General features: G+C 42.1%; 18 protein-coding genes and 1 tRNA gene. 10 read left to right on the top strand and 9 right to left on the bottom strand.

Annotation, left to right across the window (positions count from 1 at the left end):
• Nucleotides 1–674: 674 nt before the first annotated feature.
• Both uvrC and GY065_RS08120 read right to left on the bottom strand, forming a co-directional pair.
• Nucleotides 675–2,537, bottom strand: a complete 1,863-nt coding sequence (uvrC, locus tag GY065_RS08125; protein ID WP_174833740.1) for an excinuclease ABC subunit UvrC — start codon at nucleotides 2,535–2,537, stop codon at nucleotides 675–677.
• Between the two features lie 104 nt (nucleotides 2,538–2,641).
• Nucleotides 2,642–3,088: a DUF4124 domain-containing protein gene (locus tag GY065_RS08120; RefSeq protein ID WP_037475284.1), complete on the bottom strand. Its 447-nt coding sequence runs from the start codon at nucleotides 3,086–3,088 to the stop codon at nucleotides 2,642–2,644.
• 182 nt (nucleotides 3,089–3,270) lie between these two features.
• Between GY065_RS08120 and guaB the strand changes: the two genes are divergently transcribed.
• The 4 genes from guaB (at nucleotide 3,271) to carB (ending at nucleotide 10,204) form a co-directional block, all read left to right on the top strand.
• Nucleotides 3,271–4,731, top strand: coding sequence for an IMP dehydrogenase (gene guaB / locus GY065_RS08115; RefSeq protein ID WP_174833739.1), 1,461 nt, complete (start codon nucleotides 3,271–3,273; stop codon nucleotides 4,729–4,731).
• Between the two features lie 306 nt (nucleotides 4,732–5,037).
• Nucleotides 5,038–6,171 (top strand): glutamine-hydrolyzing carbamoyl-phosphate synthase small subunit, encoded by a 1,134-nt coding sequence (carA, locus tag GY065_RS08110; protein WP_174833738.1) that lies wholly within the window; start codon nucleotides 5,038–5,040, stop codon nucleotides 6,169–6,171.
• A 57-nt stretch (nucleotides 6,172–6,228) separates the two neighbouring features.
• Nucleotides 6,229–6,909, top strand: a complete 681-nt coding sequence (leuE, locus tag GY065_RS08105) for a leucine efflux protein LeuE (protein WP_084547217.1) — start codon at nucleotides 6,229–6,231, stop codon at nucleotides 6,907–6,909.
• 73 nt (nucleotides 6,910–6,982) lie between these two features.
• Nucleotides 6,983–10,204: a carbamoyl-phosphate synthase large subunit gene (gene carB / locus GY065_RS08100; protein ID WP_174833737.1), complete on the top strand. Its 3,222-nt coding sequence runs from the start codon at nucleotides 6,983–6,985 to the stop codon at nucleotides 10,202–10,204.
• 153 nt (nucleotides 10,205–10,357) lie between these two features.
• On the opposite strand, the gene GY065_RS08095 is transcribed toward carB, so the two are convergent.
• Nucleotides 10,358–11,008, bottom strand: coding sequence for a hypothetical protein (locus GY065_RS08095; protein ID WP_174833736.1), 651 nt, complete (start codon nucleotides 11,006–11,008; stop codon nucleotides 10,358–10,360).
• 460 nt (nucleotides 11,009–11,468) lie between these two features.
• Between GY065_RS08095 and GY065_RS08090 the strand changes: the two genes are divergently transcribed.
• The 4 genes from GY065_RS08090 to GY065_RS08075 all read left to right on the top strand — a co-directional run bounded on the left by GY065_RS08090 (nucleotide 11,469) and on the right by GY065_RS08075 (nucleotide 14,257).
• Nucleotides 11,469–12,221, top strand: a complete 753-nt coding sequence (locus GY065_RS08090) for a Nif3-like dinuclear metal center hexameric protein (protein ID WP_174833735.1) — start codon at nucleotides 11,469–11,471, stop codon at nucleotides 12,219–12,221.
• 158 nt (nucleotides 12,222–12,379) lie between these two features.
• The gene (locus tag GY065_RS08085) at nucleotides 12,380–12,985 is read left to right on the top strand and encodes a glutathione S-transferase N-terminal domain-containing protein (RefSeq protein ID WP_025331062.1); all 606 of its coding nucleotides are present in this window, start codon (nucleotides 12,380–12,382) and stop codon (nucleotides 12,983–12,985) included.
• 24 nt (nucleotides 12,986–13,009) lie between these two features.
• A complete protein-coding gene (locus GY065_RS08080) occupies nucleotides 13,010–13,459 on the top strand; it encodes a ClpXP protease specificity-enhancing factor (protein ID WP_037475303.1) in 450 nt (149 codons plus the stop codon).
• Between the two features lie 510 nt (nucleotides 13,460–13,969).
• Nucleotides 13,970–14,257, top strand: a complete 288-nt coding sequence (locus GY065_RS08075) for a hypothetical protein (protein ID WP_037475305.1) — start codon at nucleotides 13,970–13,972, stop codon at nucleotides 14,255–14,257.
• 122 nt (nucleotides 14,258–14,379) lie between these two features.
• On the opposite strand, the gene GY065_RS08070 is transcribed toward GY065_RS08075, so the two are convergent.
• Nucleotides 14,380–14,979 carry a DUF2238 domain-containing protein gene (locus tag GY065_RS08070; RefSeq protein ID WP_174833734.1) on the bottom strand — a complete coding sequence of 200 codons (600 nt, stop codon included), beginning with the start codon at nucleotides 14,977–14,979 and terminating at the stop codon, nucleotides 14,380–14,382.
• 423 nt (nucleotides 14,980–15,402) lie between these two features.
• Here GY065_RS08070 and ahpC point away from each other — a divergent pair, with 423 nt between their 5' ends.
• Nucleotides 15,403–15,969: an alkyl hydroperoxide reductase subunit C gene (gene ahpC, locus GY065_RS08065; RefSeq protein ID WP_025331058.1), complete on the top strand. Its 567-nt coding sequence runs from the start codon at nucleotides 15,403–15,405 to the stop codon at nucleotides 15,967–15,969.
• Nucleotides 15,970–16,127: 158 nt separating this feature from the next.
• A complete protein-coding gene (gene ahpF / locus GY065_RS08060; protein ID WP_174833733.1) occupies nucleotides 16,128–17,696 on the top strand; it encodes an alkyl hydroperoxide reductase subunit F in 1,569 nt (522 codons plus the stop codon).
• A 266-nt stretch (nucleotides 17,697–17,962) separates the two neighbouring features.
• Here ahpF and cueO read toward each other — a convergent pair whose 3' ends face one another.
• The 5 genes from cueO to GY065_RS08035 form a co-directional block, all read right to left on the bottom strand.
• A complete protein-coding gene (cueO, locus tag GY065_RS08055; RefSeq protein ID WP_174833732.1) occupies nucleotides 17,963–19,513 on the bottom strand; it encodes a multicopper oxidase CueO in 1,551 nt (516 codons plus the stop codon).
• Nucleotides 19,514–20,161: 648 nt separating this feature from the next.
• Nucleotides 20,162–20,237: transfer RNA gene (locus GY065_RS08050), tRNA-Ile, on the bottom strand.
• Between the two features lie 101 nt (nucleotides 20,238–20,338).
• On the bottom strand, nucleotides 20,339–22,294 hold the full coding sequence (gene rpoD, locus GY065_RS08045) for an RNA polymerase sigma factor RpoD (protein ID WP_174833731.1): 1,956 nt from the start codon (nucleotides 22,292–22,294) through the stop codon (nucleotides 20,339–20,341).
• A 60-nt stretch (nucleotides 22,295–22,354) separates the two neighbouring features.
• Nucleotides 22,355–24,139 carry a DNA primase gene (gene dnaG, locus GY065_RS08040; RefSeq protein ID WP_174833730.1) on the bottom strand — a complete coding sequence of 595 codons (1,785 nt, stop codon included), beginning with the start codon at nucleotides 24,137–24,139 and terminating at the stop codon, nucleotides 22,355–22,357.
• Nucleotides 24,140–24,221: 82 nt separating this feature from the next.
• Nucleotides 24,222–24,665, bottom strand: coding sequence for a GatB/YqeY domain-containing protein (locus tag GY065_RS08035; protein ID WP_174833729.1), 444 nt, complete (start codon nucleotides 24,663–24,665; stop codon nucleotides 24,222–24,224).
• Nucleotides 24,666–24,668: the final 3 nt, after the last annotated feature.

Below are 24,668 nucleotides of genomic sequence, written 5' to 3'. Positions count from 1 at the left end.
TGTTTAAAAATTAATTCTGGCTCGGGCTATTACATTTCTAATTAAAATGCTGCATTTGGTGCTGATGTTATAAATAATTGAGTACGGAATAAATATATTGATTCATAATTAAATATAAAATGATATGAGTCATTATGTTTATTTTACAGTAAGTATTGAGTAAGGTTTATATACTTTTTTACCAAATTAATTAGTTAATATTTTTATCATTAAGCTGAACGTAAGAAAAGCCATTTGATTATTTTGGCGAAAAATAAAATTAAAAAACAGATACAAGTACAAAAAAGAACAAAAGAAAATAAAGAATTCACTAGTCAGTATATCCTCAAACTTCGATATATATTCAAAACCGGTATGTTTTTATGTAAAGAAAAATAAATATTTTAGCCAAACCTTGCTTTAATCTTTTGCTATTTACTGGTTATAAGCAAATTTGGTAATGTTCTGGTAATAATTAATAATATCCAGTATCTCTGGTTTCCAGTCATGAGTATATAGTCTAATGAAGTAATAAATATTGTTTTGACATATTTATAATAATGCTCTGTATTATCTCAAAATGATATTTGCTATAAGTAGCACTGTTTTGTCATTCAATAATTGTATATTTAATATTGTAAACAAAATTTCTGGATATTCCGGTATTGTTTATTTGCAATATTAATTTATTTGTACTAATGTAAAGCATCATATATCTTTTCGGCCAGAGCAAGGCTAATACCTTCCGTCTGACTCAGATCATGCACACTGGCAGCAACCACGCCGCGTAAACCCCCAAAACGGGTTAATAGTGCCTGACGCCTCTTGCTGCCGATACCCGGTATGTCGTTAAGCGAAGAAGTGACTCTTGCTTTGGCACGTTTCTGCCGATGACCGGTAATAGCAAAACGGTGAGATTCATCCCGGACAGTTTGTAACAAATGCAGGGCAGGATTGTGCGGTTCTATCCGGATATTGCGCTGCTGATGCGGAATAATCAGTTCTTCCAGACCGGCTTTACGTTCCGGACCTTTGGCAATACCGACTATCGGAATATGAATACCCAGCTCCTGCCATACATCCAGAGCCATATGTACCTGACCTTTGCCTCCGTCTATGAGCACCAGATCCGGCCATGCACCGATACTGTCATCATTATCTGCCAGTCGTCCGTAGCGACGGGTTAATACTTCGCGCATGGCGGCATAATCATCACCGGCCTTTGCGGTTGTAATGTTGTAGCGGCGATATTTGGCAGGCTGCATGGCTTCATCTTCATATACCACACATGAGGCAATTGTGGCTTCGCCCTGAGTATGGCTGATATCAAAACATTCAATCCGGTTCAGATTTTCCGCATCCATATCCAGCAATTGAGCCAGCGCTTCAATCCGGTGTTGCTGGCTATGCTGCTGTAAACGATGCTGTTCAATCGCCATATGCGCATTGCGTTCCGCCATATTCAGCCACACGCGCCGTTCACCTACAGTTTTATGAATAAATTGAATCTGTTTACCGTTTTCGTTATTCAGTGCTTCACACAGGCTTTTGGGAAACTGAAAATTACTGATGATTATATCCGGCTTATTTTTACCCAGATAATGTTGTGCAGCAAATGCTTCTCCATAGTGATTGAGTTTTTCGGCAACACGGTAGCGGGTATCCGGAAAAAAATTTTTATCCCCTACATGTCGACCGCCGCGAATACTAACCCAGTGAATACATACAATATCATTTTCTTCAGCCAGCGCAAGGATATCAATGTCATTGTGACGAGCCTGTTTGCTGTCTATAAATTGCTGAGACTGCATCAGCCCCAGTGCCTGAATCTGATCTCGTACCTGTGCTGCCGTTTCAAAATCCAGCTGTTCAGCGGCATGTTGCATTTTGGAATGCAGAGAAGCAGTCAGCTCACTGGTTTTTCCCTGCAGAAAGCTGACAGCAGCTTTAACACTGCTCTGATAATCTTCAGCATTGATATGTCCTGTACATGGACCAGAACAACGCTTAATCTGGTAAAGCAGGCAGGCACGGTCGCGATGTTCAAATACACTATCTTCACAAGTACGCAGTCTGAATACTTTCTGTAATGTCTGGATGCTGTTGCGTACTGCATAACCATTAGGATAAGGACCGAAATACTGGTTATTTTTTTTCAGACTGCCGCGGTAATAAGCCATTTGCGGGAACTCATGTCCGCTCAGCATCAGATAAGGATAGCTTTTATCATCCCGGAACAGAATATTGTATTTCGGCGATAATGCCTTGATAAAGTTATTTTCTAGAATCAATGCTTCTGTTTCTGAATGAGTGGCTGTAACTTCAATTCGCGCCACTTGTTTCACCATAAGCTGAATACGGGGCGATAAATCGGTTTTCTGAAAGTAGCTGCTGACGCGGCGTTTCAGATTCACCGCTTTGCCTACATATAATACTTTATCACTTGCATCAAGCATACGGTATACACCCGGCACTAAAGGCAGGTTTTTAAGAAACAGGGCTATATCAAATTTATGATTGTCTGCAAAGCTGGATGATGCGGCTGTGGTATCGGTCATAGTAATGGTATATCTGGTTAATAACTATGTATGCAGCCATAAAAAAGTCCATAAGCTGCATAAACAACTTATGGATGAGAAGTAAAATAGTCAAGAGTAAAAATTTAATTACAATTCAGCCGTACGTCTTCATCATAACGTTTAATCAGTGCATCGCGATTATTGGTGCGCAGGCTATCTGCCATTTTGCGGTTCATCTGCGAAGTTTTGCAGGCGGCATCACGGTTTTTCTTATTTTCAGCCGCAATTTTTTTGTTTTGCTCAGCTGTCTGTTTATTCTGTTCTTCAATTTTGCGGTTAAGCTCTGCCTGTTGATCAGTCAGAGACTCAGAGCTGGCCTCAGCATTAATTTTGGGCTGAGCCAGTGAGGTAGTGGTCTGTGTTCGTACATTGAATCGCTGAGTTTTGCCCGGGGTGAGGTTAACGGGAGAGTCTGAGTATTCACTTACGCCTTTGTTATCACGCCATGTATATACCTCCACAGCACCTGCTATTAATGTGCTGCCCATCAGTACCATTGCCAGTGACATTTTCAGTATTTTGTGACGCATGTTTACTTTTCCTTGGGTTTGAAAATATATGTTTTGACCATTATACGATAAAAAAAAACAATGTTTGTCAATTGACAGATTTATGTAAAAGTATATTTTGCCAGTGTGTCGTATATTTGTTAAAATTGCCCGCCAATTCCCTTATCTGAATTTCTTCTCATCCTCTAAAAAGAAGCCCTAAAATGCGTATAGTCGAAAAAGCTTACACTTTTGACGACGTGCTACTCGTACCTGCTCATTCTGAAGTACTGCCGCGCGACGTTATTCTGAAAACCCCGCTTACCCGCCGGATTAATCTGAATTTACCACTGGTATCAGCGGCGATGGACACGGTTACTGAGGCTAGGCTGGCTATTTCCATGGCTCAGGAAGGCGGTATTGGCATTATTCACAAAAACATGAGTGTTGAACGGCAGGCACGTGCCGTAGCCAATGTTAAACGATATGAAAGTGGTGTGGTCAAGGATCCAGTAACTATTACACCTGATACGCTGATTAGCGATTTAATTGGTCCCGGGCGTAAATACAAAGTTTCCAGCTTACCGGTACTGGAAAATGGCAAAGTTGTTGGTTTGGTTACTAACCGGGATTTACGTTTTGAACGTAATCTGCAGCAAAAAGTATCCAGTATTATGACCCCGCGTGAGCGTTTGGTTACTGTAAGTGAAACTACCAGTATCGATGATGCCCGTGAATTAATGCATACACATAAAATTGAGCGTGTGCTGGTAGTGAATGAAGACTGGGTGCTGAAAGGTCTGATTACAGTAAAAGACATATTAAAAAACACGGCTTTTCCTAATGCCAATAAAGACAGTGAAGGGCGGCTGAGAGTAGGCGCAGCAGTCGGAGTCGGAAAAGACACAGACGAGCGGGTAGCTGCTCTGGTACAGGCCGGAGTAGATGTACTGGTGGTGGATACAGCACATGGACACAGTCAGGGTGTAATAGAACGTGTACGCTGGGTAAAACAGCATTATCCCGATGTAGATGTCATTGGCGGTAATATAGCAACAGCCGCTGCTGCGCGTGATCTGGTTGCAGCCGGAGTGGATGCAGTTAAAGTTGGCATTGGGCCGGGCTCAATCTGTACAACCCGTATAGTAGCCGGTGTAGGTGTGCCGCAGTTAACCGCTATTCATAATGTGGCTGCAGAACTTGCCGGTACTGGTGTGCCGCTGATTGCTGACGGTGGTATACGCTTTTCAGGTGATCTGGCTAAAGCACTGGCAGCCGGCGCCTCTGCGGTAATGCTGGGCGGTATGTTCGCCGGTACTGAAGAAGCACCGGGCGAAATCGAGCTTTATCAGGGACGCTCTTATAAATCCTATCGCGGTATGGGTTCAATGGGAGCCATGAGCCAGGGCTCATCTGACCGCTATTTTCAGGATAATGTCTCCAGCGCTGATAAATATGTGCCGGAAGGCATCGAGGGACGGGTACCTTATAAAGGACCAATCAGTCAGATTATCCATCAGCTCGTAGGCGGATTACGCTCCAGCATGGGCTATCTGGGTTGTAAAACCATTCATGATATGCATGATAAGGCAGAATTTGTTGAAATTACCGCAGCGGGTATGAGTGAGTCGCATGTACACGATGTGCAAATCACCAAAGAAGCGCCGAATTATCATGTACGCTAAATAATGTTGTAAAATTTGCAGTCAGTCTAAAGGGCAGCCGGCGGGCTGCTCAGCAGATTAATAAAAATTTTCTTTTTTATTTAGTAATATCTGCATTGCCAAAGCAGAGAAGATTAGCTAAAATGCATTGCTTTCATGGCAGTGTCAGATATTATGTCTCTGCCATAATCAAGCACGTAGCTCACGCTTTTTGCGTGAAGTGGCGTGTTTTTTTTTGCCTGCAACTGGTAACTGGAAGCACGATTATTAATCCATAAAAAACAGATTGTCGTTATTGACGGTCTATTAAATACACAGGACTCATCCATGACTACAAGTGCAATTCTGGTGTTGGCTGACGGTTCCGTATTTCATGGTGTCAGCATTGGAGCAGCCGGGCAGGCAGTTGGTGAAGTAGTCTTCAATACCAGCATGACTGGCTATCAGGAAATTCTCACTGATCCGTCTTACACCCAGCAGATGGTGACTCTTACTTATCCGCATATCGGCAATACCGGCATCAACAGTGAAGACACTGAGAGTAAACAAATTTATGCTTCCGGGTTAATTATTCGCGACTTACCTTTATTGCACAGTAATTTTCGTGCGCAAGAAAGCCTGTCCGATTATCTGAAACGTCAACATACTGTGGCAATCGCAGATATTGATACCCGACGCCTTACCCGTTTGCTGCGGGATAAAGGTTCACAGGCCGGCTGTATTTTGACTGGTGCCGATGCAAATAAAGAACAGGCTCTGGAAATGGCACGTGCTTTTGGCAGCATGGCCGGAAAAGATTTGGCACGAGAAGTAAGCTGTTCTGCAAAATATGAATTTACTCAGGGTGAATGGCAGCTGGGGCAGGGTTATGTTCAACCGCAGGAAGCCAGATATCATGTGGTTGCCTACGATTTCGGGGTAAAAACCAATATTTTGCGTATGCTGAGTGAACGCGGCTGCCGTCTGACTGTGGTTCCTGCTACTACACCGGCAGCTGAAGTACTGGCATTGAATCCTGACGGCGTATTTTTGTCTAACGGGCCGGGTGATCCGGAACCTTGTGATTATGCCATTAAAGCTGTGCAGGAAATTCTGGCACATAAACTGCCACTATTCGGTATTTGTCTGGGACATCAGCTGCTTGGTCTGGCTTTAGGGGCGAAAACCCGCAAAATGCCTTTTGGTCATCACGGAGCCAATCATCCGGTACAGGATATGGATACCGACCGGGTTGTGATTACCAGTCAGAATCATGGTTTTGAAGTAGATGCAGATACTTTACCGGAAAATGTTCGTATTACTCATAAATCGCTGTTTGACGGTTCACTACAAGGTATTAGCATGACCAGTCAGCCGGCTTTTTCATTTCAGGGACATCCGGAAGCCAGTCCGGGCCCGCACGACGTTGCCTACCTTTTTGACCGCTTTATCGAACATATGCAGGCGGCAAATAAAAATTAATTGCGTGATATTACGAACTACATTTATTGAGAATAGTAAAAAAGTACAGGAATCCCCATGTTTGGTATTACTGATCTGGGAACGTATATTGTTGGTGCCATAGCAATTGTTCTGCTGCCGGGACCAAATTCAATGTATTGTTTGGCTATGGCCGGAAAATATGGAGCACGGGCTGCTTATTGTGCGGTTGCCGGAATATTTCTGGGTGACAGTATTTTGATGTTGCTTTCAGCTTCAGGTGCAACATCGATTATCAAAACCATACCTGCATTGTTTTTAATACTGAAACTGGTCGGTGGTTTGTATTTGTTTTATCTGGGCTGGCAGTTGCTGCGTTCAGCTCTTAAGCAATGGAACAGACGTCAGCAGGCTGCTGCAGATGTTTTCAGACAATCATTGTGTGAGCCGGCACAAGCCAGTAAACCGCTTCCGGCACGTCATTACTTTCAGCATGCTTTGCTGCTCAGTTTGTTAAACCCGAAAGCCATTTTGTTTTTTCTGGCTTTTTTTGTTCAGTTTGTTGATCCGCATTACTCACATCCGGCATATAGTTTTTTACTGCTGGCTATTATTTTGCAAATTTTCAGCCTGACTTATCTAAGCGTACTGATATTCAGTGGCTTATCGCTGGTCAAGTGGTTTCGTCACTATCAGCGTCTGGCTGCCGGGGCAGTAGCCACAATCGGGCTAATGTTTATTGCGTTTGCACTGAAATTATGGACGGCAAGTATCGAATGACCGATTGACTGTCAGAAAATCAATCTTGCCATACCGCTAAATTAACAGATAATTTTTTGATAAAGGTATCAGTATGCCTAAGCGCACAGACTTAAAATCTATCCTAATTATTGGTGCCGGTCCTATTGTAATTGGTCAGGCATGCGAGTTTGACTACTCCGGAGCTCAGGCATGCAAGGCATTGCGTGAAGAGGGCTATAAAGTCATTCTGGTTAATTCCAATCCGGCTACGATTATGACAGATCCGGATATGGCTGATGTTACTTACATTGAGCCGATTATGTGGCAGACAGTGGCAAAAATTATTGAAAAAGAACGTCCCGATGCCATTTTGCCAACGATGGGCGGGCAAACGGCACTCAACTGTGCTCTTGATCTGGCGCATAACGGTATTCTGAAAAAATATCAGGTAGAGCTGATTGGTGCATCCGAAGATGCAATTGATAAAGCAGAAGACCGCGGCCGTTTTAAAGAAGCAATGAATAAAATCGGTCTGCATACCCCGAAATCCTTTATTTGCCATAGCATGGAGCAGGCTCTGGATGCACAGGCACAGGTTGGATTTCCTGCATTAATTCGCCCGTCTTTCACCATGGGCGGCAGTGGCGGCGGTATTGCCTACAATAAAGATGAATTTATTACTATTTGTGAACGTGGTTTTGATGCTTCACCTACTCATGAATTACTGGTCGAACAGTCTGTACTGGGTTGGAAAGAATATGAAATGGAAGTGGTGCGTGACCGTGCCGACAATTGCATTATTATCTGTTCGATAGAAAATTTTGATCCGTGCGGTGTACATACCGGTGATTCGATTACAGTAGCTCCGGCACAAACACTGACGGATAAAGAATATCAGCTGATGCGTGATGCCTCTCTGGCAGTGCTGCGTGAAATCGGTGTGGATACCGGTGGCTCTAATGTGCAGTTTGCCGTTAATCCGCAAAACGGCGAAATGATTGTGATTGAAATGAATCCGCGTGTCAGCCGTTCTTCTGCTCTGGCTTCTAAAGCTACTGGTTTTCCGATTGCCAAAATCGCAGCTAAGCTGGCAATAGGCTATACACTGAATGAATTGCAAAATGATATAACCGGCGGACGCACACCGGCTTCCTTTGAGCCTTCCATTGATTATGTGGTAACTAAAGTTCCCCGTTTTGCCTTTGAAAAATTTCCGTCCGCAGATGATCGCCTGACGACACAGATGAAATCAGTTGGGGAAGTAATGGCTATCGGCCGTACATTTCAGGAATCTGTCCATAAAGCTCTGCGCGGTCTGGAGGTCGGTCTGAGCGGCTTTGATTGCCGCAGCAGTGACCGTGCAGCCATTCAGCGTGAACTGGCTAATCCCGGTCCTGAACGCATACTGTATGTCGCCGATGCATTTCGTGCCGGCTTTTCATTAGAGGAAATCTATACAATTTGTGCTATTGATCCGTGGTTCTTGGCACAGATTGCTGATCTAGTTAATGAAGAACATAAACTGACCGCGATCAGACTGGAAGATATCGATTACAGTTATCTGCGTAAACTTAAACGCAAAGGTTTTGCTGATAAACGGCTGGCGCAATTGCTTAATCAGGATGAAGCCAGTGTAAGGCAGCATCGTTATGCCATGAATCTGCATCCGGTTTTTAAACGCGTAGATACCTGTGCAGCGGAATTTGCTACCGATACTGCCTATCTGTACTCAACTTATGAAGAAGAATGCGAAGCGGAACCGACACAGCGTAAAAAAATTATGATTCTTGGTGGCGGACCAAATCGTATCGGTCAAGGTATTGAGTTTGATTATTGCTGTGTACATGCTGCATTAGCATTGCGCGAATCCGGTTTTGAAACCATTATGGTGAACTGTAATCCTGAAACCGTTTCGACAGATTATGATACTTCTGACAGATTGTATTTCGAGCCGCTAACCCTTGAAGACGTACTGGAAATCTGTCATACCGAACAGCCAGACGGTCTCATTGTGCATTATGGCGGTCAGACGCCTTTAAAACTGGCTAATGAACTGGTAGCTAATGGTGTTAATATTATCGGCACCTCTGCCGATGCCATTGATGCAGCAGAAGACCGTGAGCGTTTTCAGCAGATTCTACATAAACTGGGATTGCGTCAACCGGAAAACCGTACAGCACGTACCGAGGCAGAGGCACTGCAACTGGCTGAAGAAGTTGGCTATCCGCTAGTAGTACGTCCATCTTATGTACTTGGCGGACGAGCTATGCAGGTAGTGCATTCAGCCAATGAATTACAAACCTATATGCGCGAAGCTGTACAAGTATCAAATGATAGCCCGGTATTGCTTGATTACTTTCTCAGCCACGCTATTGAAGTAGATGTAGATTGTATATGTGATGGTAAACAGGTGGTTATCGGCGGCATCATGCAGCATGTGGAACAGGCAGGTGTCCATAGTGGCGATTCAGCATGTTCCATTCCGCCTTATTCGCTAAGTGAAGCTATTCAGAATGAAATTCGTCGTCAGACAGCAGCCATGGCAATGGCTTTAGATGTAGTTGGTCTGATGAATGTGCAGTTTGCGGTACAGGATGATATCGTTTACGTACTTGAAGTTAATCCGCGTGCTTCACGTACTGTTCCATTTGTATCTAAAGCCACAAGTGTGTCTCTTGCTAAAATTGGAGCAAGGGTTATGGCCGGTATCTCATTGGCCGAACAGGGCTACACACAAGAAGTTATTCCTGAATTTTTTGCAGTTAAGGAAGCCGTATTTCCTTTTATTAAATTTCCCGGCGTAGATACCATTCTCGGGCCGGAAATGCGTTCTACCGGTGAAGTAATGGGTGTTGGTGAAACATTTGCCGAAGCATATTTAAAAGCCCAGCTCGGAGCGGGTGAACGTATGCCGACTATTGGTAAAGTGTTTCTGGCTGTACGTAATGAAGACAAACCTGCTGTTGTTCAGGTGGCAACCAATTTTCAGTCGCTCGGTTACGGACTATGTGCCACTCGCGGGACAGCAGCTTTTCTGGCTGAGCACGGAATCAATGTGCAAGTGGTGAATAAGGTAACTGAAGGGCGTCCGCATATTGTTGATGCCATTAAAAACGGTGAGATTGCTCTGGTTGTTAATACTGTCAGCAGTGATGTACAGTCTATTAAAGACAGCCATTCAATCCGCCGTAGTGCACTGAATATGCGTATTCCACTATATACCACCATCGCAGGTGCTTTAGCGATGAGCGAGGGTGTAAGCCGTTTATCCCGTACTGATGTTTACAGTATTCAGAATTTACATCAACGCATAAAGACAGCTCTGCAAAACTAATTATTTCAAGGTAAAAAGCTGCCGGTTGCATCATTAGCAACCGGCAGCTTTTTATCTTAATAATATATTGAAAAATTAATTTTAAATGGTGAGAAATTAATAGTTTTAGTTTTTTCTGTAATCAAATATCAGCAAGATTAAATATGGCTATTCTTAATGATTTTGGTCTGTAACTACCTTACTGTGCTGATGGATATAATCCAGAATACGGTTATTATTTTGAATGAAACCCAGTTGAATTTCCGGATGATCAAGTAAACTTTCATTGTGCTTATATACTTGAATTAATCCATCAACAAAATAGTTCTGGCTTACTGGTGGTTTATATTTTCCATGTAGAAATCTCGAGGAATATACAGTGTAAGCAACACTAAACTCTTTATCTAAAACAGAATAAATATCAATTTGATGCGGAAAAGCATCGTATTCATCCTTAACATCAAATGGCCAGAAATCAATTCTTAAATCTTGTTGATTGGTTTCGGATTTATTAATAAACATAGTTTGTTTTCCTGAAATACCAATATAATACAATTCCTGATTATTTTTCTTTTCTTTTAATCGGAATCGGTAATTTTCCCGTTTGAACCAATGATTTCCATATTCCAGTTTTTCTGCTTTTATGTGGCGAAATAACGGCGCAAAACTAAGACCTACAACAGGCTTAGAAAAATCAGGACATCGATGAATTGCTTCTTCATCATTGGGAAAACCTGATAAAGTAGGTAAGGCAAATATAACTGCTGCTGCCTTTTGCTCGACTATACCATCAATAATTTTATTTTTTATACTAAAACCAAACATGCAGCGCGGCAGGGTAATCTCCAGTTTTTTACCTGATACTTTTGATGGAATGCGCACAGTAATCTCTGTGGTGTCTGTGATTATCCGTTGTTCCTCCATTTTTTTAATTTTGTCCTGTTCGCTATCATTGTTGCTGTTAAGACATCCGCTTAAACTTAAAATTAATAACAAAAGCAATATTTTCATTTTGATATTCCAAAAATCTGCGAGCTTTTAAATTTAATACTACATTATTTTGATAAATATTAACATAAAATAACATTTATTTAGTTAATCACAAAGCATATAAATATTTTTATTTAAAGATAATGATTTTTTATAATTTCATATTCACTCAGCTGTATTCAGACATTTTCAGCTTTCTCCCTGTGCTTGTTAGTATAATGACTTTATTGTAATAAGAATAAAGCTATGTATTAACAATGCAGACTGCTATATCTTGCACGATTAAAGGAAATTTATGGCTTTCAGAAAAGAAATTTTAGACTGGTGCGCTCAGGAGCTGGCGGTTGCTCAGTTTCGCGATTTCAGCCCGAATGGGTTACAGGTAGAAGGCAGGGATGAAGTTAGCACTATTGTTTGTGCTGTCACTGCCAGTCAGGCTGCTATTGATTTTGCCGTAAAGCAGCAGGCAGATATGCTGCTGGTTCATCATGGTATGTTCTGGAAAAATGAAGCGGCTGTGATTACAGGTTGGAAAAAACGCCGTATTCAGACATTATTAGCCAATAATATTAATCTGGTTGGCTATCATTTACCGCTGGATGCGCATCCGCGCTGGGGGAATAATGTGCAGCTGGCTCAGCGTTTAGGCTGGCAGATTACCGGCTGTGGCGGTGAACAGAATTTAATTCAGTACGGTGCTTTAACCTATGAGCAAACTGCAGAACAGCTGGCTCAGGAGATTGAGCTAGGCCTGAATCACAAACCCATATTGTTATGTGCTGACAAACAACAACCAGTACGCAGGCTGGCCTGGTGTACCGGCGGCGGCCAGAGTTTTTTTCAGCAGGCTATTGATGCCGGGGTTGATGCATTTATTACAGGTGAAATATCCGAACCGCAATACCATCTGGCTCAGGAATGCGGAGTGGTATTCATCGCGGCAGGACATCATGCTACCGAAAGATATGGTATTCAGGCACTTGCCTGTGCATTAGCCTGTGAATTCGGGATTACTCAGCAGTTTTTTGACGAGCCTAATCCGGCTTAAATAAATTTTGTGTGATTAGCGGTAATTTATATAATAAAAATTTTAATAAACATAAACTTAAGCTATTTTTCTGGTAAAAATAGAGTCATTTGTCTATAATTGGATAATTCTTAAACACCACACTGTATTGATTATACAGTAATTCTGGGAAACTAATTATGATGACATTATATGCGGGTATTACTTGCCCGTTTAGTCAGCGTTGCAGCTTTGTACTTTATGAAAAAGGCATGGATTTTGAAATTAAAGATGTAGACGTTTTCAATAAGCCGGAAGATCTGGCCGTGATGAATCCGTATAATCAGGTTCCTGTTCTGGTTGAACGTGACCTAATTTTATATGAATCCAATATTATTAATGAATATATTGATGAGCGGTTTCCGCATCCGCAGCTAATGCCGGCAGACCCGATTATGCGTGGTCGCGGCCGTCTTGTTTTATATCGTCTGGAAAAAGAACTGTTCAGTCATGTACTGGTGCTGGAAAATCCTGAATCAAGTAATAAGGAAATGAACAAAGCCCGCGAAGCCATTACTCAGGGCTTAACGATGCTGGCTCCTGCATTCACTAAAAACAAATATATTATCGGTGATGATTTCTCCATGATTGATGTGGCGCTGGCTCCGCTTTTGTGGCGTCTGGATCACTATGATATTAAGCTGCCAAAATCAGCTGCGCCATTGCTTAAATATGCGGAACGTATTTTTCAGCGTGAAGCGTTTATTGATGCCTTAACACCTGCCGAGAAAGCGATGCGTCGTTAAATTATCCTGACAAAGGGGAGGACAATGAGCAAGCTGAACACCAAACCGTATATTCTGCGAGCATTATATGAATGGTCGCTGGATAGCGGGTATACACCGCATATTGCTGTATGGGTAAATGATAAAACTCAGGTACCGCTTCAGTATGTAAAAAACAATGAAATTGTGCTTAATATCGGGCCTGTAGCCGCACATAATCTGAATATAGATAATGAATGGGTTAGTTTTTCTGCCCGTTTTGGCGGCGTTTCTCATGATATATGGATTCCGGTTGGTCATGTAATCAGTCTTTTTGCCAGAGAAACTGGTGACGGCATGGGGTTTGATGTAGAACCTCTTACTGAAAACAGTGAACACCCAACAGCAGGCGAGGATAACATCATATCTGAAAACGAGCCTTCTGTGCCAGAGAGTTTACCTGCAGATGACAGTAATAAATCTGGTGCGAAAAAAGGTTTGAAGATAGTTAAATAACGATTGTTATTAATAGAATATCTTCTTAGCAGATAAGAAGTAATTTGTTTATTGATAAACAGGGCTGAAACTGACTGATGGTTTCAGCCCTTTTGATTTTTTAAGATTCAGACTGATAACATTTTATTCTATTTGTACTAAATAAAGTGTGACAAATTAATCAGTTCTTATAGCTAATAAATATATATAAAATTGATGAAAAGTTAGCCGTAATTTGAACAGACAGAAAATAAAATTTTTGAAGCTATGCAGCTTTAAAACTATATATATATTTGAATATTAGTTATAAATTAAAAATATTTACAATATGTCATATAAATAAAATTGATAATTTTGCGGATGTGTATTTGATAAAACAGGCGTTAACAGAATACTTCTGAGTTATTCTCTTATATCAAATTGTTAAAATAGTTCTTCATTACGAGTGTAATACCGGTTAAAATAGACTTGTCTTGTAATTTGACATTACAATAATATTCATTAGCTTTACATTTACTGGAGTTTGAATACATGAACCAAACTGCTGAATTTTCAACAAACAGTAATGATTTAAGTGTACAGCTTGCACACAAAGAGCAAAAATTTAAAAGAGTAAAGTTCTATTTTAATGTCATATTTGCTTTGTGTTTTCTGGTATTTGCTTTAGGGTTGGTATGGATGAATACCATGGCAATTGCCAGTTCATTCATTACGGCTATGATGTTTGGTATGGCCTATCTGGGCGTAATTATGATATTTGAAGAAGATATCAAAGAATTAAAAATCAAATTGGAAAAAACACAATCCGTTTCAGCCTAATTATCTGAGCGTTAAGAGATGGCAGCTTTAGTCAAAGCTGCCATGCAAGATTAATCAGATACTTTGCTGTTATCAGTTGGATCCGATCTGATTTTTACTTGTAATGGTAACTGCCTGCGTTTTTAACGTGATGGTCTCCGTAAGTGCTGTTTACTAAAATAAAGATAGATAAGCATGGTACTGCAACCTATCAGACACCAAAGCAGGTCTTTCTGTGTATCCCATACATCGCCCTGTGTACCAAGAAAAGTAACTGCTTCCTGATTACTCAGTGTTGCTACCAGCCACTCGAACAATTCGTATATAGCACTAATTGTCATACATACACACCCACTCAAAAATACCACCCAGCCGCGGTAGCGTACAATTTGTAATCTCCATAGTAATTCACTGGCTATAATAGCTGGTGAAAAACCCTGAAAAAAATGTCCAAGCTTATCGTAATTATTACGTGACCAGCCAAATACACCGCGCAGATAATTAAATACCGGCTCTTCGGCATAAGTATAATGTCCGCCAATCAGTAATATAATTGCATGAACTAAAACTACCCAGTACATAAGCTGACTGAAACGAAAACGGGAATAGGTGAATACAAGAAGTATCAATCCCAGCAATGCCGGAAAAACTTCAAGCCACCAGGTAGGGTAGTCATGCGGTTGATAAGCAGACCATATGAATACCAGTATAAATATTATCAATTGCAGAATATGCGTTTTCATACCATACATCACCTGCAAATATTCAGTAGCAGAATTAAACTGAAACTAAAAAGTGAAAAAATTTTTTGCCGATATCAATCTTAATTTGACTTCTTTTTTTATAATAATCTGTATATTAATCTTGATAAATGCACAGGGCAAATATCAGTAATGTGCAGCATACAAGCTGTGATCGATTTAGTTACAGCTATTTTAGATTTATTTGCAGAGCAACTCCCATACAGCTAATAGTTTTTATATATGAATTTAGTGTATTTATCTGGTTTGTAAGTTATTTTTATAATTCTGAAAATATAATACTTTGTTTTTTATGAAAAATAAAAACTATCGATTACATAAAATCATTTGATTATATTTATTGAGTAAATTTGTGTACTATACATCCATCGATTAATTCAACCTGTACATTCAAGGAGATATTTCATGGTTGCTAATGTTAACACTGAAATCAAACCGTTCAATACCACTGCCTTTCATAATGGTAAATTTGTAGACATCAGTGATGCTGACGTAAAAGGTAAATGGTCTATATTCTTTTTCTATCCGGCAGATTTTACTTTTGTTTGTCCTACTGAATTAGGTGATCTGGCTGACCACTATGAAGAATTGCAGAAACTGGGCGTAGAAGTTTACTCTGTTTCTACCGATACTCATTTTACTCATAAAGCATGGCACGATGCTTCTGACACAATTGCCAAAATTAAGTACTTTATGCTGGGTGACCGCAATGCTACCCTAACAACTAATTTTGGTGTACTGCGTGAAGGTCAGGGTTCTGCCGACCGTGCTACATTCCTGGTTGACCCGCAGGGTATTATCCAGTGTGTGGAAGTAACTGCTGAAGGTATCGGTCGTGAAGCTTCAGATCTGGTACGTAAAGTTAAAGCTGCACAATATGTTGCTTCTCATCCTGGTGAAGTTTGTCCTGCTAAATGGAAAGAAGGCGAAAAAACTCTGGCTCCTTCTCTGGAACTGGTTGGTAAAATCTAACACACTTAAATACACACATCAGAAACTTACTGTTAAATAAACAGTCATTCAGCCCGAATACCGGCTGCGGTATACGGGCTTTTTACTAAAACAAAAATGTAGGCTATCAAAAATAGAATATCTATAGTTTATTTTTATTAATGTAATGGAGCAGTAAAATGTTAGACGACACTTTGAAAAACCAACTAAAAGCTTATCTTGAATATGTAACCAGACCGGTTGAAATTATTGCTACGCTGGACGAAAGTAAAGGTGCTCGCGACATGCTGGCACTGTTACAGGAAGTAGAGGCGTTAAGCGATAAAGTCAGTCTGCGTACCGATGGTCAGTCTGAACGTAAGCCATCTTTTGAAATCACTAATCCCGGTGTGCATACAGGACTGGTTTTTGCCGGTAATCCAATGGGGCATGAATTCAGTTCACTGGTACTGGCTTTATTGCAGGTAGGCGGTCATCCATCTAAAGAAGCAGAATCATTACAGCAACAAATTAAAAATTTGCAGGGCAGTTATCACTTCGAAACTTATTATTCTATTACCTGTCACAATTGTCCGGATGTTATACAGGCATTGAATCTGATGACTATTCTCAATCCGAATATCAGCCATACAGCTATTGACGGAGCATTGTTTCAGGAAGAAATTGAAGCGAAACAGATTATGGGTGTGCCGGCAGTTTTTCTGAATGGTGAACCATTTGGTCAGGGCAGAATGGAACTGGCAGAAATTGTTGCTAAACTGGACAGCAATGCTGCAAGTGCGGCAGTTGATGAACTGAATGCAAAAGCACCGTTTGACGTGCTGATTGTGGGCGGGGGACCTGCCGGTGCTGCTGCCGCTGTATATGCAGCACGTAAAGGTATTCGTACCGGTATTGTGGCCGAACGTTTTGGTGGTCAGGTTCTCGACACGCTGGATATTGAAAATTACATATCTGTTTTGCGTACCGACGGTCCGCGTTTTGCCCATGATTTAGAAAGCCACGTACGCAGTTATGATGTCGATATTATGAATTTGCAAAGAGTCAGTGCGCTGGTACCGGCTAAAACTACAGGCGGACTGATTGAGGTACATACAGAAAGTGGTGCTGTTTTAAAATCGCGTACCATTATCCTGTCTACAGGTGCACACTGGCGCTCAATGAATGTGCCCGGTGAGCAGGAATACCGTACGAAAGGTGTGACTTATTGTCCGCATTGTGATGGCCCGTTATTTAAAGGCAAAGATGTAGCCGTAATTGGCGGTGGTAATTCCGGTGCAGAAGCTGCCATTGATCTGGCTGGCGTTGTTAAGCATGTTACTCTGCTGGAATTTTCCGACAAAATGCGTGCTGATGAAGTATTACAGCAAAAATTGCATAGTCTGCCTAATGTTCAGATTATTATGAATGCTCAGACTACCGAGGTAACCGGCGAAAACGGCAAAGTTAATGGTCTGAACTATTTGGACCGGGTAAGCAATACAGAGCATCATCTGGCATTGGAAGGTATTTTTGTTCAGATTGGTTTATTACCAAATACCGGATTTTTGCAAGGTACAGTAGACTTAACTGAACCAATGCACGAGATTGCAATTGATGCTTTTGGTAAAACCAGTGTGCCGGGTGTTTTTGCCGCCGGTGACTGTACAAACGTACCTTATAAGCAGATTATTATTGCTGCCGGTGAAGGTGCTAAAGCGGCATTAAGTGCTTTTGATTATTTGATTCGTACCAGTGCAGCTAATTAATAACTGACATAAGAAACCACTCAAAACCAATCGTTTTGAGTGGTTTATATTTTTATCGGGATATTTACAGACCTGATACGATGACACCTATGGAATATTTTTGAAAAAATTATATATTTTCATGCCAGAATTTCATTGTTTATGCTAATCCGGCTTATGGAAAAATATTTATTGGCGCAGCTAATTTAACGTTTTATTAATCCATAAGTATTATTAGCTTCAGTTTTTAAATATCTGAAAAAATTCAACTTATAACGAGCGTATATTCAGACAGTAAACCCCAGCATCATCCCCGTATCTTCATGTTCCAGTATGTGGCAATGAGCCATGTAAGGAAAACTGGCTGGCGCACTGTGGTTGAATTTCACCAATACTTTACTTACACCACCTTCTACCCGTACCGTATCTTTCCAGCCTGAGCGATGAGCAGCAGGCGGTTGTCCGTTTTCATTAAGAATGCGAAACTGAGTACCATGAATATGAAACGGGTGCAGCATCATATCGCCTAAACCGGATATTTCCCAGCACTCATATTTCCCTTTGCTAGCAGCAAATGCCGGCTTATTCATATCAAAAGTCAGTCCGTTAATCCTGTTGGCATGCATTAAATCTAATGCGTTTTTATCCGTGTGCATATTATGCATCATTTCCATATGAGACTGATGCATAGACATATGCTCCATTGGCATAGCTGATTTTCCCGCCAGTTGCTGTAAAGCCTGCATACCCATACTGTCCAGCTCAGGATCCATAGACAGCTGAAAATGGCGGTGTACAAGCTGAGACAGAGCCGGTAATGCAGGCAGAGAGCTGGTAAGCTGATCGGGTAAATATGCATCATTACGCGAAGAAAGTACAGATACACGAACTATCGGGCAGGGCTGATCAAAAGGCGGCAGATTCATGCCCATCTGTTTTACCGGTAAAGTAAGCAAATCAAAAGCTTTACCGTTACTGGTGTCAATCATTACTTCAAAACGTTCGCCGGACAATACCGACAGGCCGGACACCGTTACTGGCTGAGGCAGAAAGCCACCGTCACTGGCAATAACATATAAAGGGCGGCCATCACTGCAGGCAAAATTCAGAGTTCGGGCATTACAGCCATTAAGCAGACGTAATCGCAACCAGCCACGCGGCGCGTTATGCTGCGGATATATCTGACCGTTACACAGCAGAGTATCTCCAAACCAGCCTATGGCAGCACTCATAACATCAAGCTGATAATCAATTTGTCCGACTGTATTAAATTTTTTATCCTGTACGATCAGAGGAATATCATCTAATCCCCAGTTTTTGGGGATAGGCAGACCAGTACTGACAGTATCTTCCAGCAACAGCAAACCTGCCAGCCCCATTGCTACCTGACGGCCGGTCTGCCCATGTTGGTGTGGGTGGAACCAACATGTTGCAGCAGGCTGGCTTGAGGTAAATTCAATTACTCGTGCTTGTCCGGCCGGGATACAGGCCTGAGGTCCTCCATCTGCTTCACCCGGTACTTCTAGACCATGCCAGTGTACTGTTGTGACTTCAGTTAATCGGTTTTGCAGTTTTATCTGTACCGGTTTGCCCCGGTAAATACGTATAGCAGGACCAAGCAAAGCACCATTATAGCCCCATGTCTGCGTTTGATATTTACCAAAACGGCTGGTGCCCTGCTGAACAGTAAGTTGAATCCTGTTATCTTTACCGGTATCTAATAATGGCGGAATTGCCAGTACCGGTAAATCCGGAGTATTCAGAGCATAAGCAGAAAGCGGTAGCGTAGCTGCGGCACTTACCATGGCCGAATATCTGAGAAAGTCTCTTCTGTGCATAATGATTCTTATTAAGAAAAAGAATAACTTAAACCTTCACCTAAGTTGAATGTCAAGCCTGTTTTGCTGAAAAGAAATCTAAAGAATATTTGAACAGAAACAGCAGTAACCCTAGTACTGACGTGAGATTTACGGTTAATTAAAAAATATAAAAATCAGAAATAAGTGTATTAATTGTGCAACTATATGCATGTAAAAAGGATTTTATTCTAATATTTATTATTTTATGCATATTTTTAAAATATGATTAATTGATTTGCTAAAGCTAAATACTGAGAAATGAGTCTGTTATACAGTATAATTAACCAACGGCTTTTTTATGATGAATAAATGTTAAATGATAGTTACTGTTTTAATGTAAATGTATCATCCGGCCTGAAATATATTCAGCTATACAGATGATAAAAAACATAATTAAACAATTATTTAGTAGCTATAGTTTAAGATATTGTGTGCAGAATATCATAAATATAATTTTTAGCTCAGGATTTTTACAGGATGTGTTTACAGTGATTATTGAATGCTGAATAATAAAAATTATAGTGTTTATTATTTTTGCAGATTATTTTAATAAGCAATAAAAAAGCCGCTTTCAGCGGCTTTTTTGATAAAAACTCTGTTTTCTGATACAGAATTTTATGGGTTATTTGGTGGGTCCAGTGGGGTTCGAACCCACGACCAAGGGATTATGAGTCCCCTGCTCTAACCCCTGAGCTACAGACCCGTAAGCCGCGTATTGTAACCAATACGGATGGGTATTGCAAGGTTTTACATAAAAAATCATCCGCTCTTGGCGGATGATTCTGGTTTTAAACTAAAAAATGTTTATTGTTTATTTTCGTCACTATCAAGAAAGCTTTTCAGCCGGTCAGAGCGGGTAGGGTGGCGCAATTTGCGCAGGGCTTTTGCTTCAATCTGACGGATGCGCTCACGGGTAACATCAAACTGTTTACCCACTTCCTCAAGTGTATGATCGGTATTCATGTCGATACCGAAACGCATGCGCAGTACTTTGGCTTCGCGCGGAGTCAGGCTTTCAAGTACATCTTTGGTTACTTCGCGCAGACTGGAGTACATGGCCGCATCAGCCGGTGCGACGTTATTGGCGTCTTCGATAAAGTCGCCCAGATGAGAATCATCATCATCACCAATCGGAGTTTCCATTGAAATAGGCTCTTTGGCAATTTTCATGATTTTGCGGATTTTGTCTTCCGGCATTTCCATCAGCTCAGCCAGTTTGGCTGAATCAGCTTCTTCGCCGTTTTCCTGCAGATACTGGCGGGAGATACGGTTCATTTTGTTGATGGTTTCAATCATGTGTACCGGAATACGGATGGTACGCGCCTGATCGGCGATAGAGCGGGTAATCGCCTGACGAATCCACCATGTGGCATAGGTGGAAAATTTATAGCCGCGGCGATATTCAAATTTATCTACGGCTTTCATCAGGCCGATGTTACCTTCCTGAATTAGGTCGAGAAATTGCAGACCGCGGTTGGTGTATTTTTTGGCAATGGAAATCACCAGACGCAGGTTGGCCTGAATCATTTCCTGTTTGGCTGCGGCAGTTTCCTGCTCGCTTTTCACCATGTTCTTGTTAATCTGTTTAAGCTCATCCAGTGAGATCTGGGCAGACTGCTCCAGATTGGCCAGTTCGGTCTGTTTTTCGATAATGGCATACTGAAAACGGCGCAATGCTTCATTCCATACGCGGTTTAGGGAGAGTTCTTCATCTACCCAGCCCAGGTCGGTAGTACGATTGGTAAAGCTTTTAATAAAATAGTCACGTTCCATGTGGACGCGGTTCAGGGCAATATCGCGAATCTCGCGTTCAAGCTGTCTTACCTGATTAACGCGCATACGCAGATTGTCGCACAGGCTTTCAATCTGGCGGGTAGCGAAACGCACCTGTAGCAGTTGTTCGGCAATTTCCTGCTGTAATTTCAGGTAATCGGCATGGTGACTGCCTTTTTCCTGTAAGGTGGCAACCATGGTATCGTACAGGCTTTGAATACCGTCGAAATGTTCGAGTGTTTTCTGGCGCAGTTCTTCAAGGTTGGCTGAAGCGGCCAGCGCTGCACTCTCTTCATCATTTTCTTCATCATCAACGTCTACACTGTCATCACTGTCATCAGTAATTTCGGTGTCTTCGTTTTTGGTATCCAGACCAATGCCCAGTTCATCCAGCAGCTCTTCATGCGGGTCGACAATGGCTTCGACTATTTCGTCTACTTTGATTTCATCTTTGCGCACGGCATCAATCAGCTCAAGTATTTCTGCTACTGATCCCGGACATGCGGAAATGGCCTGAATCATGTTACGCAGGGCATTTTCAATTTTTTTGGCGATGATGATTTCATCTTCACGAGTCAGCAGGTCTACCTGTCCCATTTCACGCATATACATGCGTACCGGATCGGTGGTTCGTCCGAATTCGTTGTCGGCATTAGATAGTGCTGCTTCTGCTTCTGCTACTGCATCGTCGTCGGTCATGTTGGCGGTGTTGTCGCCCATGAGCAGACTTTCGGCATCAGGAGCTTCTTCTGTAACCTGAATACCCAGACCGGAGATCATCGATACAATGTTGTCAATCTGATCGGCGTCAGACATTTCGTCGGGCAGGGCATCATTGATTTCGGCGTAGGTAATATAACCACGCTCTTTACCCTGAATAATCAGCTGGCGCAGGCGGGCACGCTGTTCTTCTGCGGTTAACGGGCGAGTATCATCCTGTTCCTGACTGGTATCAATAGTGGATTTCTTAGGTGTGGAGTTTGCCATATTTTACTCGATGTATTCACAACGACTTTGTCGCTGCAAGCGTTTACAATAACCGCCGGTTTATACTGACGGCATTTTGGACGGACTTAAAAGTAGCAGTAGTAACTGTTTTTCGTCGGCACTTAGTCGCTCATGCTGGAGTTTGCGCTTCAACGCATCAATCTGCTGTGTTTTAAGGTTGTCCAGTAATTTTTGCATGCCCTGTCTGAATGTAGTGCAGTCATCTTCATTGCCTGGCTGCATGACATCCGGTGAGTCCATATAATCATGAATAATCTGCCGGATAACGGGTTCAAATTCAGTATTACGCATCAGTTCCAGCACGGCACCACTGTTTAACGGGGTAACGGAGGCTTGAATACGTTCAGCCAGCGCGGCGAGGCATGCATAATCGCCGTGCAGGTCCAGATATTCTGGTAGTTCTATATATACGGCCCATTGCGGATTTATCAATAGCGCGCGTATCTGCTTTTGCACTAATGACATGACTGGCGGCTGCCGGAAAGTGTTGCGGGGTAATTGATAACTTTTCTGTCTGATAGTCTGAGGTCTGGGCAGTTCCTGCCCGAGCAGTTGTGCCAGATTGTGTTCATCAATACCTACTTTCCGGCTAAGTTCCTGACGCAGCAGAAAAGAAAGTGCCGGTGCTTTGATTTGCGCCAGTAAAGGACTGGCAGTTTTAATCAGCTCTGCTTTGCCTTCCTGTGTATCCATATCAATATTTTCTGTCAGTACCTGCCAGAAATAAGCGGACAGCGGCAGACTCTGATTAAGTAATGCATCTTCAAATGGTTTTAATCCATAGCTGCGTACATAACTGTCAGGATCGTGTTCGGCCGGTAAGAACAGAAAGTGTAAAATTTTGTCGTCTTTTAACTGAGGTAAGGCATTTTCTAAAGCCCGCCAGGCTGCTTTTTTACCTGCGCTGTCGCCGTCAAAGCAAAAATAGATATGGTCGCTTTGCCGCATCAGTAAGCGCACATGTTCGGCGGTGGTGGCTGTACCGAGTGCGGCTACTGCATAGCCCAGACCAAACTGTGCCAGGGCAACTACGTCCATATAACCTTCTACTACCAGTACACGCTGTGCTTCTTTAATGGCGGCACGTGCTTCATACAGGCCATACAGATTACGACCTTTATCAAACAAGGGAGTTTCAGGTGAATTAAGATATTTAGGTTCGCCTGAATCCAGAATGCGCGCACCAAACCCGATAATCTGACCACGGGTACTGCGAATTGGAAACATAATACGGTTACGGAACCGGTCGTAATGGCGGTCGTTTTTGGTGATGACCATACCGCTGTTTACCAGTGCATTGCTTGGATAGGGCTGGAATACTTTTGCCAGTGCCTGCCAGTCATCAGGTGCATATCCCAAACCATAATGAAGAATGATTTCATCGCTTAGCCCGCGCTGCTGTAAGTAATTCTGAGCACTTGGCGAGGTTTTAAGTTGTTGCTGGTAAAAGGTGGCGGCATCAGCTGTGGTTTGTTCCAGTGTCTGCTGTTGCTGTTTAAGGGCTTTATGTGCCTGTGAGTTGCTGTTGCCGATCTGTCTGGGTACGGTCATTCCGATCCGGTCGGCCAGAAATTGCACAGCTTCCTGAAAGCTTAATCCTTGATATTCCATGATAAAGCCAATGGCTGAACCATGTACGCCGCAGCCAAAGCAATGATAAAACTGTTTGCCGGGACTGACAGAAAAGGAAGGAGATTTTTCTTTATGAAAAGGGCAACAGGCCATGTAGTTGGCACCGCTTTTTTTTAACGGTACAAACTCTTCAATTACATCGACGACATCAATTTTATTTAATAATTCGTCAATAAATTCACTGGGAATCATGCCAACTATGCCTGCTATCTTCAATATGAAAGATTGGAAAACGGTCTTTGTGATCTGCTGTTATGGTTAATGCAGATAACTTTTAGTTTAAAAGCTGTTTGATTTTTTTGCTGACTTCACTCATGTCAGCTTTACCGGCCAGTGTTTTTTTCAGTACACCCATAACTTTACCCATATCACTTGGCTGCGCAGCGCCTGTGCTGGTTATGGCTTCTTTAATTGCTGCGTCAATTTCAGCTTCGTCGAGCATTTTGGGCAGATAATTCTGCAGCAGATCGATTTCTAACTGTTCTTTTTCTGCCAGATCAGTTCTGCCAGCCTCGGTATACATGCGTACAGACTCTTTGCGCTGTTTCACCATTTTGCTGATAATAGCTATGAAGCGGGTATCGTCTACTTCGATTCGTTCATCTACTTCGATCTGTTTTATTGCAGCCAGCGCCATTCGAATGGTGGACAGGGTAGCTGAATCATGATTGCGCAAGGCAGTTTTCATATCTTCTTGCAGTTGTTGTTTCAGGCTCATAAT

The sequence above is a fragment of the Snodgrassella sp. ESL0323 genome, assembly GCF_013346865.1.
In the GTDB taxonomy this organism is placed as follows: domain Bacteria; phylum Pseudomonadota; class Gammaproteobacteria; order Burkholderiales; family Neisseriaceae; genus Snodgrassella; species Snodgrassella alvi.
Note: the sequence above shows the minus strand (reverse complement) of the source record. Positions and strands in the feature narration are given on the sequence as shown.

Excerpts from the sequence above, each read along its gene's own strand:
- GY065_RS08070 (WP_174833734.1), bottom strand. The coding sequence starts at position 14,979 with ATGAAAACGCATATTCTGCAATTGATAATATTTATACTGGTATTCATA.
- GY065_RS08035 (WP_174833729.1), bottom strand. The coding sequence starts at position 24,665 with ATGAGCCTGAAACAACAACTGCAAGAAGATATGAAAACTGCCTTGCGC.
- leuE (WP_084547217.1), top strand. The coding sequence starts at position 6,229 with ATGTTTGGTATTACTGATCTGGGAACGTATATTGTTGGTGCCATAGCA.
- guaB (WP_174833739.1), top strand. The coding sequence starts at position 3,271 with ATGCGTATAGTCGAAAAAGCTTACACTTTTGACGACGTGCTACTCGTA.
- GY065_RS08080 (WP_037475303.1), top strand. The coding sequence starts at position 13,010 with ATGAGCAAGCTGAACACCAAACCGTATATTCTGCGAGCATTATATGAA.
- ahpF (WP_174833733.1), top strand. The coding sequence starts at position 16,128 with ATGTTAGACGACACTTTGAAAAACCAACTAAAAGCTTATCTTGAATAT.
- carA (WP_174833738.1), top strand. The coding sequence starts at position 5,038 with ATGACTACAAGTGCAATTCTGGTGTTGGCTGACGGTTCCGTATTTCAT.
- cueO (WP_174833732.1), bottom strand. The coding sequence starts at position 19,513 with ATGCACAGAAGAGACTTTCTCAGATATTCGGCCATGGTAAGTGCCGCA.
- carB (WP_174833737.1), top strand. The coding sequence starts at position 6,983 with ATGCCTAAGCGCACAGACTTAAAATCTATCCTAATTATTGGTGCCGGT.
- GY065_RS08120 (WP_037475284.1), bottom strand. The coding sequence starts at position 3,088 with ATGCGTCACAAAATACTGAAAATGTCACTGGCAATGGTACTGATGGGC.
- uvrC (WP_174833740.1), bottom strand. The coding sequence starts at position 2,537 with ATGACCGATACCACAGCCGCATCATCCAGCTTTGCAGACAATCATAAA.
- rpoD (WP_174833731.1), bottom strand. The coding sequence starts at position 22,294 with ATGGCAAACTCCACACCTAAGAAATCCACTATTGATACCAGTCAGGAA.
- GY065_RS08090 (WP_174833735.1), top strand. The coding sequence starts at position 11,469 with ATGGCTTTCAGAAAAGAAATTTTAGACTGGTGCGCTCAGGAGCTGGCG.
- dnaG (WP_174833730.1), bottom strand. The coding sequence starts at position 24,139 with ATGATTCCCAGTGAATTTATTGACGAATTATTAAATAAAATTGATGTC.
- GY065_RS08085 (WP_025331062.1), top strand. The coding sequence starts at position 12,380 with ATGATGACATTATATGCGGGTATTACTTGCCCGTTTAGTCAGCGTTGC.
- GY065_RS08095 (WP_174833736.1), bottom strand. The coding sequence starts at position 11,008 with ATGTTTGGTTTTAGTATAAAAAATAAAATTATTGATGGTATAGTCGAG.
- ahpC (WP_025331058.1), top strand. The coding sequence starts at position 15,403 with ATGGTTGCTAATGTTAACACTGAAATCAAACCGTTCAATACCACTGCC.
- GY065_RS08075 (WP_037475305.1), top strand. The coding sequence starts at position 13,970 with ATGAACCAAACTGCTGAATTTTCAACAAACAGTAATGATTTAAGTGTA.